The 12,723-nt window shown below is 72.7% G+C and carries 12 protein-coding genes; 1 reads left to right on the top strand and 11 read right to left on the bottom strand.

Annotated elements, in window-relative coordinates:
- Positions 1–17 precede the first annotated feature (17 nt).
- The gene (locus AC0QU1_RS12930) at positions 18–809 is read right to left on the bottom strand and encodes an ElyC/SanA/YdcF family protein (protein ID WP_483569757.1); all 792 of its coding nucleotides are present in this window, start codon (positions 807–809) and stop codon (positions 18–20) included.
- Positions 810–884: 75 nt separating this feature from the next.
- Here AC0QU1_RS12930 and AC0QU1_RS12935 point away from each other — a divergent pair, with 75 nt between their 5' ends.
- Positions 885–1,493 (top strand): GNAT family N-acetyltransferase, encoded by a 609-nt coding sequence (locus AC0QU1_RS12935; RefSeq protein ID WP_483569758.1) that lies wholly within the window; start codon positions 885–887, stop codon positions 1,491–1,493.
- Between the two features lie 17 nt (positions 1,494–1,510).
- On the opposite strand, the gene AC0QU1_RS12940 is transcribed toward AC0QU1_RS12935, so the two are convergent.
- The 10 genes from AC0QU1_RS12940 to AC0QU1_RS12985 form a co-directional block, all read right to left on the bottom strand.
- Positions 1,511–2,485: a shikimate dehydrogenase gene (locus AC0QU1_RS12940; protein WP_483569759.1), complete on the bottom strand. Its 975-nt coding sequence runs from the start codon at positions 2,483–2,485 to the stop codon at positions 1,511–1,513.
- Between the two features lie 2 nt (positions 2,486–2,487).
- A complete protein-coding gene (locus tag AC0QU1_RS12945) occupies positions 2,488–3,633 on the bottom strand; it encodes an endolytic transglycosylase MltG (protein WP_483569760.1) in 1,146 nt (381 codons plus the stop codon).
- A 343-nt stretch (positions 3,634–3,976) separates the two neighbouring features.
- Positions 3,977–5,116, bottom strand: coding sequence for an endolytic transglycosylase MltG (gene mltG / locus AC0QU1_RS12950; protein WP_483569761.1), 1,140 nt, complete (start codon positions 5,114–5,116; stop codon positions 3,977–3,979).
- Positions 5,117–5,155: 39 nt separating this feature from the next.
- Positions 5,156–5,692 (bottom strand): Holliday junction resolvase RuvX, encoded by a 537-nt coding sequence (gene ruvX, locus AC0QU1_RS12955; protein ID WP_483576685.1) that lies wholly within the window; start codon positions 5,690–5,692, stop codon positions 5,156–5,158.
- 2 nt (positions 5,693–5,694) lie between these two features.
- The gene (alaS, locus tag AC0QU1_RS12960) at positions 5,695–8,382 is read right to left on the bottom strand and encodes an alanine--tRNA ligase (RefSeq protein ID WP_483569762.1); all 2,688 of its coding nucleotides are present in this window, start codon (positions 8,380–8,382) and stop codon (positions 5,695–5,697) included.
- Positions 8,383–8,601: 219 nt separating this feature from the next.
- The gene (locus AC0QU1_RS12965; protein WP_483569763.1) at positions 8,602–8,856 is read right to left on the bottom strand and encodes a hypothetical protein; all 255 of its coding nucleotides are present in this window, start codon (positions 8,854–8,856) and stop codon (positions 8,602–8,604) included.
- On the bottom strand, positions 8,853–9,293 hold the full coding sequence (locus AC0QU1_RS12970; RefSeq protein ID WP_483569764.1) for a DUF948 domain-containing protein: 441 nt from the start codon (positions 9,291–9,293) through the stop codon (positions 8,853–8,855). Before AC0QU1_RS12970 ends, AC0QU1_RS12965 begins: the two co-directional genes overlap by 4 nt.
- A gap of 419 nt (positions 9,294–9,712) precedes the next feature.
- Positions 9,713–10,339, bottom strand: coding sequence for a 30S ribosomal protein S4 (gene rpsD, locus AC0QU1_RS12975; protein ID WP_483569765.1), 627 nt, complete (start codon positions 10,337–10,339; stop codon positions 9,713–9,715).
- A gap of 198 nt (positions 10,340–10,537) precedes the next feature.
- A complete protein-coding gene (locus AC0QU1_RS12980; RefSeq protein WP_483569766.1) occupies positions 10,538–12,019 on the bottom strand; it encodes a replication-associated recombination protein A in 1,482 nt (493 codons plus the stop codon).
- A gap of 84 nt (positions 12,020–12,103) precedes the next feature.
- A complete protein-coding gene (locus AC0QU1_RS12985) occupies positions 12,104–12,715 on the bottom strand; it encodes a GNAT family N-acetyltransferase (protein ID WP_483569767.1) in 612 nt (203 codons plus the stop codon).
- Positions 12,716–12,723: the final 8 nt, after the last annotated feature.

Genomic DNA, 12,723 nt, shown 5'->3' on the forward strand with positions numbered 1-12,723 from the left:
GCACCCAGCGCGGGCCGTCACCGCCCCGTCACCGCGAACTTTGTGATGGCCAGAAACTCCCGCACATAGTCGACGGGAACCTCGTACCACGGCGTGTCCGCATGCGTGCGAGTCGCGCGCACCCCTGCCGTCTTGGCGATCCCGGCCGCCCGGAACCCGTGGTAGTCGCTCGTGACGAAGGCCGTCGTGTACTCCGTGCCGAAGCGTGCGTCGAGCAGGCCCTTCGCGTAGACGAAGTTCTCGAACGTGCTGGTCGACCGCCCCTCCTGGATGATCCGATGCTCTGCGACCCCGCGGGTGACCAGGTACCGCTCCATCGCGAGTGCCTCGGTGACGGTTTCTCCGGGCGCCAGACCTCCAGCGACCACGATGACGGCGTCCGGGTTCGCGATGGAGTAGTCGACAGTCACGTCGAGCCGGGAGCGGAGCGCCGGTGTCACGTCGCCATCCTTCACGGCCGTCCCGAGCACGACGACGGCGTCCTCCTCCTGCGAGGCGGTGTCCATCCTGCCGAAGACCGCAAGACTTGCGAAGAAAAGGAGCATCAGCGCAGTGAAGCTCGGGACGAAGATCCGAAGCCACCGGGGCGGCCCCTGCTGCCGGGCTCCGGGCCGGGTTCTGTGTCGGGAGAGCCCGTAGAACACGTACAGGATGCCGATCACGAATGTCGCGACGATGCCGGTGTGCATGCTGCTCACGAACAGCACGACCAGGGCATCGAGGATCAGGACCGCGCCGACGAGCACCCAGAGGACCGCAGCCAGGCGAGCACCTCTGTCCGGGCAGCGCAGATCCTTTGATGCGAGCACTTCGGAACGTTAACGTGTTCGGCGCGGCGACCATGGCGTCCACCAAGGATCCGCTGGGACACCTACGATCGGTCCATGGACGTGCGTCCCGTAACCGCAAGTCGGACCGGCGAGACGGCCGCGCTGATGGCCGAGGCCTTCCTGGACGATCCGGGATTCACTCACGTGGTCCCGGACGTCGGGCACCGGCGTGCGGGCCTGCGCACGATCCTGACCGTCGCGCTCCGTGACGCGCGTGCGGCGGGCACCGCGGAGGTCGTCGAGAACGACGGCGTAGTCGCCGGCGGGGCCATCTGGCAGCCACCGGGGCGCTACCCACTGAGCGTCGTACGCCAGATTCGTGCCACGCCCGCGATGGTCTCCCTCGGCGTGCGTATCGGGGCCGACGTCGCCCGCCTCGCCCGCATGGGCAGTGCGATCGACGGGCGGTTCCCCGAGGACCCGGTCTGGTACCTGCAGGCCCTTGCCGTGGATCCCGCGCGACAGGGTGAGGGGATCGGTGGGGCGTTGCTGCGGCACGGGCTCGCGCGTGCCGACCGCGCCGGGGTGGACGTCTACCTCGAGACCAGCAAGGAGGCGAACGTCGCGTACTACGAGCGCTTCGGGTTCACGGACGTGGACGCGACGGACGCGCTCTTCGACGGTGGCCCGGCGATGTGGTTCATGCGACGCGCGCCCGCGTGATCCCGATTGCTGGTGCCTCAGCGCGCAAGAGCCGCCCGGAGAGCCTCGTCCATGGCCGCCAGCGGCGCCGGGTACCCCGTCATGAGGCGCACCTGCTCGGCGGCCTGGTGCAGCAGCATGCGCTCACCGCCGACGGCGGGCGCACCCAGGGCGGTCCACGCCGCCTGCAGGGCCGTCGGCCGGGGGTCGTAGACGACGTCGAGCAGCACGCCACGGGGCACGGCCCCGCGCTCCCCGGCCGCGCCGGCCCCCGCGGCCCCGCCCGCGCCGTCGGTCAACAGCTTGGCCCAGACGTCGGCGGCGTACTTCGGCGTCGTCGAGACGACGGCGTCCGCCGCCACCAGTGCCGACGTCGTCGCCTTGTCGTCGAACACCTCGAACGACGGGCGCACGCCCATGCGGGCCACGGCCTCGCGCAGCGGGCCGATCCGGTCCAGGGAGCGCACGAACACGCGGGGGGCGGGGCAGCCGAGCTCGGCCAGCGCGGCCAGGGCCGAGGCGGCCGTCGCTCCCCCGCCCACGACGACGGCGTCCGCCACGCGGCCGGTGCCGAGGCGCTCGCGCAGCGCCGCCACGATGCCGTGCACGTCGGTGTTGGTGCCGGTCCGGGTGACCTGGCCGCGCACGGTTGAGAACAGGACGGTGTTCACCGCGCCGACCGCCTGCGCGAGCGGCTCCACGTGGTCAACCAGGCCGATGACCACCTGCTTGAGCGGCATGGTCAGGCTCAGGCCCGCCCAGGTGGGGTCGAGCCCGTCCAGGAAGCCGGCCAGCGCCTCCTCGGTGACGTCGTGCCGCTCGTACGCCCAGTCGTCCAGGCCGAGCGCGCGATAGGCGGCGGCGTGCAGCACCGGGGACAGCGAGTGCGCCACCGGGTGGCCGAGCACGGCCGCGCGGCGCCCGCCCGGCCGCGCTGAGTCCGAGCGCCCGGCCGACCCGGCCGGGTCCAGGCGCCCGCCCGGCGTGGCCGGGCCCGGGGTGGTGGTGCTCATCGTCAGTACCCGTTCTCCGCCGCCCACGCCTGGTACTCCTCGCGGTAGACCAGGAACTCGTCGTAGTTGTCGGTGAACTTGGTCTCCTGGGTGTCCAGGTTGACCGTGACGTACCAGCGCCACGTGCCCTGCGGCGGGTTGAGCACGGCCTCCACCGAGGCCCGGCTCGGCGCACCGATGGCGGTCGGCGGCAGCCCGGGCACCACGCGCGAGGCGTACGGGAACGACTCGTCCTGGAACTCCTCGGTGGTGATCTGGTGCGACGGCTTCTTGCGCCCGTAGGAGTCGATGGCGTCCAGGCCAAGCGGCTCGTTCGCCGCCAGCCGGTTCTCGATCACCCGGGCCACCTGGCCGCGGTATTCGTCGGGCGCCTCGCGCTCCACCAGCGAGGCCTTGATGATCACGTCGTTGCGCTGCGCGGGCGGCACATCGAGCTCGTTGAGCTCCTGCACGGTCAGGGCCACCATCTGCTTGAGCACGTCGGCGGCGGGCATGGTGTCGGGCTTGGCGTCGTACGTGCTCGCCGCGAGCCAGCCCTCCAGGTGTCCCCCGGCCTCGGCCGGCAGGCCCAGCGCCTGGGGATTCTCCATGGCCGCCCGGACGTCCTGCTCGGGCCAGCCGGCCTCGACCATCGTGTCGCGGACCTGGTCCACGGTGTATCCCTCGACGACGGTCAGGCCGCCCCGGGCCACCTCGTTCTGCGCCAGCAGCTCGACGGCGGCCGCCGCGCTCATCTGCAGCCGCATCCCGTGCGTGCCCGGCTGGATCGCCGCGGAGTCTGGGTTGGCGTTGAACGCACGGATGAACGCGTCGGTGCTGGCCACCACGTCCTTCTCGACGAGCTCCTCGGCGATCACGTACCCGTTGGCGCCCTCGGGGATGTCCACGTCGACCGGCTCCCCGCCCGCGCCCTCGTAGTCCGGGGCGGCCAGCGGCGTGCGGATGCCGAACAGGTAGCCGTCCTCCTTGACGGTCCACGCGCCCAGACCACCGACGACCACCACGACGGCGACCACGGCGATGACCAGCGGCCGCGGGAACCGCCCGTCGCCCCGGCCGCGGTAGACGTCGCGCTCCCCCCGCTTGCGGAAGCCGCTCGCGTGCCGAGGCGGCCCCTGGTAATTCACTTCCGGAAGGGCCTCGGTCACGCTCGCTCCGTCTCTGTGCTGCCTTGTGCTGTGCTGCCTGTGCTGTTCTGCCGGGATCAGTCCGCGTGGACCACTGATCCCAGCCTGGGTCTACCAACCGGACAGCCGACGCCGCGACCGCAAAGTCACGATCGCATCACTGCCCGGGCGCCGCGAACGCTACCCCGATCGGCGCATTCCCGGCCAACTCCCGGGTTTCATCGCGGCGAACTTCCGGCGTCCCCGCCGCCGACGGCGCGTGTCCCCGCCGCCGACGGCGCGTGTCCCCGCCGCCGACGGCGCGTGTCCCCGCCGCCGACGGCGCTTCCGCACCGCCGACGGCGCTTCCGCACCGCCGACGGCGTCAGCCGCCGTTGGCGGCCTGCCAGTCGCGCAGCTCCTGCACGTACTGCTCGTGCTCGGGCTGGGTCTCGGAGAACTTGGTCTCCCCCGTGTCGAGGTTGACCGTGACCCAGAACTTCCAGTCGCCGGGGGTCGGGTTGAGCACCGCATCGATCGAGACGGCACCCGGGTTCGCGATGGGCCCCGGCGGCAGGCCCGTGTGCTCGTAGGTGTTGTACGGGTTCTTCGCGTTGTCGAGGTCTGCGTCGGTCAGCTCGGTGCCCGGCTTGTCCGCGCCGTAGGCCACGGCGGCGTCGATCTGGAGGAACATGTCGTCCTCGAGCCGGTTCTCGATCGCCCGCGCCATCTTGCGCCGGTCCTGCGCGACCAGGCCCTCGCGCTCCACCAGCGACGCCTTGATGAGCACCGGCTGCCAGTCCGCCACGGGCACGCCCTTCTGCCTGAGCACGCCCTTGGTGCGGTCCACCATCCGCGACAGCAGCCCGACGGCCGTGTCGTTCGGCTTCACCATGTACGTCTCGGGGTACAGCCAGCCCTCCACCTTGCCGTCGGCCTGCTTCGGCACGCCGAGCTGGCCGGGGTGCCGCAGGGCGGCCTCGAAGTCCTCGACGGGCAGGCCCGTCACCTGCACCGCGCGCTCCACCACCTGGTCGACCGTGTAGCCCTCCGGCAGCGTGAGCTGCAGGTCCACCATCTCGTTCTTGACGAGCAGGGCGACGGCGTCCTTGGCCGCCATCTCCTCCAGCATGGCGTGCGTGCCGGGCCGGATCAGCACCGAGTCCGGGTTGGCCTCGAACGCCGCGGTGAAGGCCGACACGCTCGCCACCACGCCGGCGTCGTAGAGCTCCTGGCCCATCACGGTGCCCGTGGCGCCCTCGGGGATCTCGACGTTGACCTGGTCGCCGCCGGGCCCAGGGAAGTCCTTGGACTCGAGCGGGTTGGTGATGCCCGTCAGGGAGTCGCGGTTGGTCCACACCGCGTAGCCAGAGCCGCCCACCAGCACGAGGGCGACGACGAGCACGAGGACCGAGCGCCCGCGCCGGTTCCGCCGACGGCGGCGCTGCGCCCTCCTGTCCGATCGCGGTCCGGGGAACGCGGGATCTGTCTGGGGGCGCGGGGGCGCCGTGAAGAGGTCCGTCACCGGAGTCTCACTCGTCCTTCGTCGGGGGGTGGCGCTGGGTCATTCGTGCGTGTCGTGCACGGTCCGCACAGCGACGAGCTCGCCGGCGCGCTCCCCCTTCGCCCGCTCCGCGTCGAGTGCAGATTGCAGAATGATAACGGCTGCGGCCTGATCGATCACGGACCTGTGCTTCTTGGTTTTTCGGCCCGCCGCGTGGAGGGCCTGATGGGCCGACACGGTGGTCATCCGCTCGTCCACGAGCCGCACCTCCGCGCGCTCCCCCGCGGCGGCCAGGGCGGCCGCGAGCCGGTCCGCGAACCGGCGCGCGTCGGCCGTGGCGGCGCCCTCCTTCCCGGACAGGTGCCTGGGCAGGCCCACATAGACGACGGCGGCGAACCGCTCGGCCGCCTCGTCCACGATCCGGGTGACGTCGGCGGTCGTGCCCGTGCCCGCCGCAACCCGCTGCACGGTCTCCACGGGCGTCGCGACCAGGCCGTCGGGGTCGCTCGCGGCCAGCCCGATCCGGGCCATGCCGACGTCGACCCCGAGCCGGGCCCCGCGCGGGAGCCCGGCCCGGGCCTCGACCGGGTCGGTCACGGTCACGCGCCGACGGCGGCCAGGCGCACGCCCTCGGCGATGCCCGCCAGCGCCTCGCCCAGCTTGGCCGGGTCGGTGCCGCCGCCCTGGGCCATGTCCGGCTTGCCGCCGCCACCGCCACCCAGCGTCTGGGCGGCGGTGCGCACCAGGTCGCCGGCCTTGTAGCCGGCGGCACGCGCGGCGGCGTTGGTCACGACCACCACGACGGGGCGGCCGCCCGAGACGCCGCCGGCGGCGGCCACGACGGGCTCGGCCTCGCCGAGGCGCGAGCGCACGTCGAGCACGAGGGCGCGTAGGTCGTCGGCCTGGGCCTCGCCGGCGTCGTGCGTGACGACGCGGACGTCGCCCACGCGCGGGGCCTCGGCGGCGAGCTTGCCCGCCGCGGCCAGGAGCTGGCCCTGGCGCACGGCGGCCAGCTCCTTCTCGACCTCCTTGAGGCGCGACACCAGCGAGCCGACCCGCTCGGTGAGGTCCTCGGCGCGCGTGTTGAGCAGGCCCGTGAGCTGCCCGACCAGGGCGTGCTCCTTGGCCTGGAAGCCGTACGCGCCATCGCCCACCAGGGCGTCCACGCGGCGCACGCCCGAGCCGATCGACGACTCGCCCAGCAGCGTGACGCGGCCGAGCTGGCCGGTCTGCTTCACGTGCGTGCCCGCGCACAGCTCGCGCGACCAGTCGTCGCCGATCGAGACCACGCGCACGATGTCGCCGTACTTCTCGCCGAACAGCGCCATGGCGCCGGCGGCGCGGGCCTCGGCGATCGGCATGAGCTGGTCGGTCACCTCGAGGTTGTCGGTCAGCCGCTCGTTGACGCGCTCCTCGATCTCCGACAGGGCGGAGGCCGAGACCGCCGACGGCGAGCGGAAGTCGAACCGGATGCGGCTCGGGGCGTTCTCCGAGCCGGCCTGCGTGCGATCCGGACCCACCAGCTCGTGCAGCGCCTTGTGGATCATGTGCGTGGCCGAGTGGGCGCGGCTGATGGCCTTGCGGCGGGCCGTGTCGATCTGCGCCGTGCCCGGGTCGCCCAGCGCCACCGTGCCCTCGATGAGGCGCCCGCGGTGCACGCTCAGCCCCTTGATGGGGCGCTGCACGTCGTCGACCTCGATGGTGGCGCCGCCGTCGAGCACGATGGTGCCGTGGTCGGCGAGCTGGCCGCCGGCCTCGGCGTAGAACGGCGTGCGGTCAAGGACCACCTCGACCTCGGCGGGGGCGGTGACGGCGGGGGCCGGCACGCCGCCGGCCAGTAGGCCGGCCACGCGCACGGTGGCGTCCGTCTGCGTGTAGCCGAGGAACTCGACGGGGGCCGTGAGCTCCTTCTCCAGGGCCTGGTAGGCGGCGACGTCGGCCCCGCCGGTGCGCTTGGCCAGGGCGTCGGCGCGGGCGCGCGTGCGCTGCTCCTGCATGAGGGAGCGGAAGGCCTGCTCGTCGACCTGCACGCCCTGCTCCGCGGCCATCTCCAGGGTGAGGTCGATCGGGAAGCCGTAGGTGTCGTGGAGCTGGAAGGCGGCCTCGCCGGGCAGCACGAGGCTGTCGCCGCCCTGCCTCTTCAGGTCGGCCACGGCGCTGTCCAGGATGGTGGTGCCCGAGGCGAGCGTGCGCCGGAAGGCGTCCTCCTCGGCGTAGGCGACGGCGGAGATCTGCTCGAAGTTGGTGGCCAGCTCCGGGTAGGAGGGGGCCATGGCGTCCTTCGAGACGGGCAGCAGCGACGGCAGGGCCACGCCGTCCACACCGAGCAGGCGCATCGCCCGCACGGAGCGGCGCAGCAGACGGCGCAGCACGTAGCCACGGCCCTCGTTCGAGGGGCGCACGCCGTCGCCGATGATCATCAGGGCCGAGCGGACGTGGTCGGCCACGACGCGCATGCGCACGTCGTCGTCGTGGTTCTCGCCGTACTTCTTGCCCGAGAGCTTCTCGGCGGCGTCGATGACCGGCCGGACCTCGTCGATCTCGTACATGTTGTCGACGCCCTGCAGCAGGAACGCGACGCGCTCCAGGCCCATGCCGGTGTCGATGTTCTTGGCGGGCAGCTCGCCGACGATGCGGAAGTCCTCCTTGGACCGCACGTCGTCCAGCGAGTACTGCATGAACACGAGGTTCCAGATCTCGATGTACCGGTCCTCGTCCACGGCCGGACCGCCGTCGGCCCCGTACTGCGGGCCGCGGTCGTAGAAGATCTCCGAGCAGGGGCCGCCCGGGCCGGGCTGCCCGGTGTGCCAGTAGTTCGTCTTCTTGCCCATCCGCTGGATGCGCTCGTCCGGCAGGCCGGCGATCTGCTTCCAGAGGGCGATGGCCTCGTCGTCGGTCTCGTAGACCGTCACCCACAGCAGGTCCGGGTCGATCCCCAGCTTGCCCTCGTCCCGCGACCCCGTCAGGAAGTCCCAGGCGTAGGTGATCGCCCCTTCCTTGAAGTAGTCGCCGAAGGAGAAGTTGCCGTTCATCTGGAAGAACGTGCCGTGGCGCGTGGTCTTGCCCACCTCGTCGATGTCGAGCGTGCGCACGCACTTCTGCACGCTGGTGGCGCGCTGCCACGGCGGGGTCTGCTGGGCCGTCATGTACGGGATGAACGGCACCATGCCGGCGATGGTGAACAGCGTGGACGGGTCGGGTGAGACCAACGACGCAGACGGCACCACCGCGTGACCCTGAGCTTCGAAGTAGTCGAGCCAACGCTTGCGGATCTCGGCGGTGCGCATGAGGTCAGTGATCCTTCTTCTCGGTCGTGCGGGAGTGGTGCGAAACTCAGGTGCGCGAACCGTGTCGCGCACCTGCCTATTCTGCCGCTGGTAGGGCGGCAGACGGAAACTGAATGGTGCGGCGCGGGCGGCGTCCGGTCCGACGGCGTCCGGTCCGACGGCGTCCAGCGGGACGGCATCCAGCGGGACGGCATCCGGCCGGAGGGCGGCGCGGCGGCGCTACCGGTGGTCGTCGGGCAGCTCGCCGCGCAGGGACGCCATGAGCTCGGCCTCGCGCTCGGCGCGGGCCGTGGCGAACTCCGAGCGGAACGTGCGCGCCATCTGGTTCAGGCGCGCCCCGGCGTCGTCCACCGCGGCGGCGGCACGCTCGCTGACGGCCTCCGGCGTGTAGCGCGCGACGAGCTGGCGGCCCTTGTGGATCACGACGACGGTGACGGCGACGCCCACGCCGATCCAGAACAGGCGGCGGATCACGTGTCGGCCCCGCTGCCCCCGGAGCGGCGCGCCGCGCCGGGCTCAGCACCGGCCGTGGGGTCCGTGTGCCGTCCGGCCCGGCCCCGTGCCCGGCCGAAGGCCTGGCGCACGCCGTACGAGAAGGCGGCGACCTTGACCAGCGGGCCGCCGAGCGTCGCGGCGTACAGGCCGGTCAGCGCCGACACGTTCTCGCTGACCGACGCCGCCGACGTCGTGATGGTGTCGACCTTGACGAGCTGCGTGTTCGCCGAGGCGACGGTGCTCGCCGCCTCGTCGAGGATCGGCACAGAGTGCTCGGTGACGTCGCGGACGCTCAGGCGCGCCTCGTCGAGGAGCTTTCCCAGCTTCCACAGGGGGACGGCGAGGAAACCCACGAGGAGCACGAACGCGATGGCCGCGATCAGTCCCGCCACGTCTCCGAGGTCGCCGAGGGTCATACCCGATCAACTCCTGGTCTGTCCGGTGTCACTGGTGGTCGGCCGAGCGTCCGTCCCGGGCGCCGCCCGGGGCGCGCTGCGCCCCGGTCCCTGCCGCGTCGTCACCCTATCCCGCTCGGCGGCCCGGTCGCCTGCCGTCCCCTCCCGGATCTCTCGCCACCACCCCGCCGACCCCGCCACGCCGAACCGAGGCCGACACGCCGAGACGACAACCCGTCGAACCGAAACCTGATCGTGAGTGGCGGCGCCGAAGCGCAGCGAACCGGTCGATCAGCGGCCGGAAGGACGCGCAACCTTCGGTTCGGCGGCCGGTCCTCCGGCGGGAGACACCTCGACGGCCGGTCGTCCGGCGGGAAGCACGCAGCCCCGTCCACGGCGGAGCGTGGACGGGGCTGGGTACGGGTGCCGAGCCGGCCGGGTCAGCGAGCGTAGTACTCGACGACCATCTGCACGTCGCAGGTCACGGGGACCTCGGCGCGCTTCGGCTGGCGGGTCAGCGTGGCCGACAGCTTCTCGAGCTGCACGTCCAGGTAGCCCGGCAGGGCCGGCAGCACGTCGCGGTGCGCGCCGGCGGCGGCGACCTGGAACGGCACGGTGGCCTGGCTCTTGGGCTTGACCTGGATGGTCTGGCCCGGCTTCACGCGGAACGACGGGCGGTCCACGATCTTGCCGTCCACCAGGATGTGGCGGTGCGTCACGTGCTGACGTGCCTGCAGGATGGTGCGGCCGAAGCCGGCGCGCAGCACGAGCGAGTCGAGCCGCGTCTCCAGGTCCTCGACCATGACCTCACCGGTCAGGCCGGCCTGCTTGCGGGCGTTCTCGTACACCTTGAGGAGCTGCTTCTCACGCAGCGCGTACTGGGCGCGCAGCCGCTGCTTCTCGCGCAGACGCACCGCGTAGTCCGACTCGGTACGACGGCGGGCGCGGCCGTGCTCACCCGGCGGGTAGGGCCGCTTCTCGAAGTGCTTGACCGCCTTGGGCGTGAGCGCGAGGCCCAGCTTGCGGCTCAGGCGCACCTGGCGGCGCGAGCGGGTCACAGAAGTCACTGTGTTTCCTGTCCTGTAGTAAAGGGAAGAGGTCACACCCGGGCACGGCTGTCTCATGAGACTTCCCCTGAGGGGAACCACGCCGGGTGCGGGACCAGCCGATGGAGCGCGGCGACCAGGTCGACGACCGGACCGCCCCACCCGCGGGGCCGAGGTCCCAGGGAGCTGCCATAGGCAACCTGGATATCTTAACGCACGTCAGCGCTTCGGCTCGCCGTGGGCCTGGTCACCACGGGGCTCGTCGCTCGCAAGGATCCCCCTGATGCGGTCCAGCCGCTCGGCCACCTGCCGCTCGTACCCGCGGTCGCTCGGGTCGTAGTAGCGCGAGCCCGCCAGCACGTCCGGCAGGTACTGCTGCGGGGCGACGCCGTGCGGCCAGTCGTGCGCGTACCGGTACCCGTCGCCGTGGCCGAGCTGTTTGGCGCCCGCGTAGTGCGCGTCCCGCAGGTGCTGCGGCACCGTGCCCACCCGGCCGGCCCGCACGTCCGCGAGCGCCGCGTCGACGCCGAGGTACGCGGCGTTGGACTTCGGCGCGGTGGCGAGGTGCACGACGGCCTCCGCCAGCACGATGCGCCCCTCGGGCATGCCGATGAGCTGCACGGCCTGCGCCGCCGCGACGGCGGTCTGGAGCGCGGACGGGTCGGCCATGCCGATGTCCTCGGCCGCGGAGATGACCAGGCGCCGGGCGATGAACCGCGGGTCCTCCCCCGCCGCCACCATCCGGGCGAGGTAGTGCAGCGCGGCGTCGACGTCGGACCCGCGGATGGACTTGATGAACGCGGAGATGACGTCGTAGTGCTGGTCGCCGTCGCGGTCGTAGCGGACGGCGGCGACGTCGATGGCGCGCTCGACGTCGGCCAGGCCGATCCGCGGGACGGCGCCGTGGCCGGTCCCGCCGTCAGCCCCGGCACCGGCGCCCTCACCGCGGGCAGTGTCGTCACCGGCAACGCCGTCGCCCGCCGCACCGTCCGACAGGACGGCGCCCGCCGCCGCCTCCAGGATGGTGAGCGCCTTGCGCGCGTCTCCCCCGGCCAGCCGCAGGAGGTACTCGGTGGCCTCGTCGTCGAGCTCGACGGACCCGCCCAGCCCGCGCTCGTCGGTCACGGCGCGCAGCACGAGCTCGCGCACGTGCTCGGTCTCCAGCGGCTTGAGCGTGAGCAGCAGCGAGCGGGACAGCAGCGGCGAGTTCACGGAGAAGCTCGGGTTCTCGGTGGTCGCGGCCACGAGCGTGACCCACCGGTTCTCCACGCTGGGCAGCAGGGCGTCCTGCTGCGACTTGGAGAAGCGGTGCACCTCGTCCACGAACAGCACGGTCTCGTCGCCGCCGGTGGCGAGGCGGCGCCGCGCGTCCTCCACCACCTGGCGCACGTCCTTGACGCCGGCGGTGACGGCGCTCAGCTCCACGAAGCGGCGCCCGGACACGGTGGCCACGAGGTAGGCGAGCGTCGTCTTGCCGGTGCCGGGCGGCCCCCAGAGGATGACCGACGACGGCGCGGCGCGCCCGCCCCCGCCGGGCTCGATGAGCCGCCGCAGCGGCGACCCGGGCACCAGGAGGTGCTCCTGGCCGGCGATCTCGTCGATCGAGGCCGGGCGCATGCGCACGGCCAGCGGCGACGACGCGCTCGCGGCGGGGGTGCCCGCCGCGTCCGTCGTCACCGCACTGAACAGGTCGTCGAACACCGCCCCAGCCTACGGATGCTCACTGACACTCGTGTCCCACCGACCGCGGCCCTGCTCACGGCCAGGCACGGACCAGCCACGGGCCTACGCTCGCGCCGACCGCACCGGCGCCTCCGCGGGCCACGGCTCGTTGGGCTCGCGCGGGTCCTCGGGCAGGAGCGTGCCGACCCAGGCGTCCCGCCGCACGCCCCGCTGCAGCCCGTGCCTGCGCAGCGTGGCCTCGACGCGGAAGCCGAGGCGCCAGGCCACCCGGCGCGACGCCCAGTTCCCGACGTAGGCCGCCCAGGTCACCACCGACAGCCCGAGCCCCTCCGGGTCCATGGCCCAGTCGACGACCAGCCGGGAGGCCTGCGTGCACAGTCCCTTGCCGCGGGCGTCCGCGGTCATCCAGAAGCCCAGCTCCCCTGCGCGCTCGTCGTCGGGGCCGCCCTCGCACGTGATGCCGACCATGCCGATCAGCGCCCCGTCGACGTCGCCGGGCTCGCGCACCGCCCACGTGTACACGGAGCCCTTGGCCCAGCCGTCCGCGACGTGGTAGCGCACGAAGCCCTCGGCATGCCTGCGCTCGTACGGCACCGGCACCACCGTCCACTCGGCCACGGCCGGGTCCTGGCAGGCCGCGGTGATCGCGTCCACGTCCGCGTACGTCGGGACGCTCAGGCGGACGTGCTCGGTGGCCAGGACGAACGGTTCCATTCCTCGAT

It is taken from the genome of Promicromonospora noduliphila (assembly GCF_056951025.1).

Coding starts and splice junctions, on each gene's coding strand:
- AC0QU1_RS12970 (WP_483569764.1), bottom strand. CDS start 9,293: ATGACCCTCGGCGACCTCGGAGACGTGGCGGGACTGATCGCGGCCATC.
- AC0QU1_RS12940 (WP_483569759.1), bottom strand. CDS start 2,485: ATGAGCACCACCACCCCGGGCCCGGCCACGCCGGGCGGGCGCCTGGAC.
- alaS (WP_483569762.1), bottom strand. CDS start 8,382: ATGCGCACCGCCGAGATCCGCAAGCGTTGGCTCGACTACTTCGAAGCT.
- AC0QU1_RS12985 (WP_483569767.1), bottom strand. CDS start 12,715: ATGGAACCGTTCGTCCTGGCCACCGAGCACGTCCGCCTGAGCGTCCCG.
- AC0QU1_RS12935 (WP_483569758.1), top strand. CDS start 885: ATGGACGTGCGTCCCGTAACCGCAAGTCGGACCGGCGAGACGGCCGCG.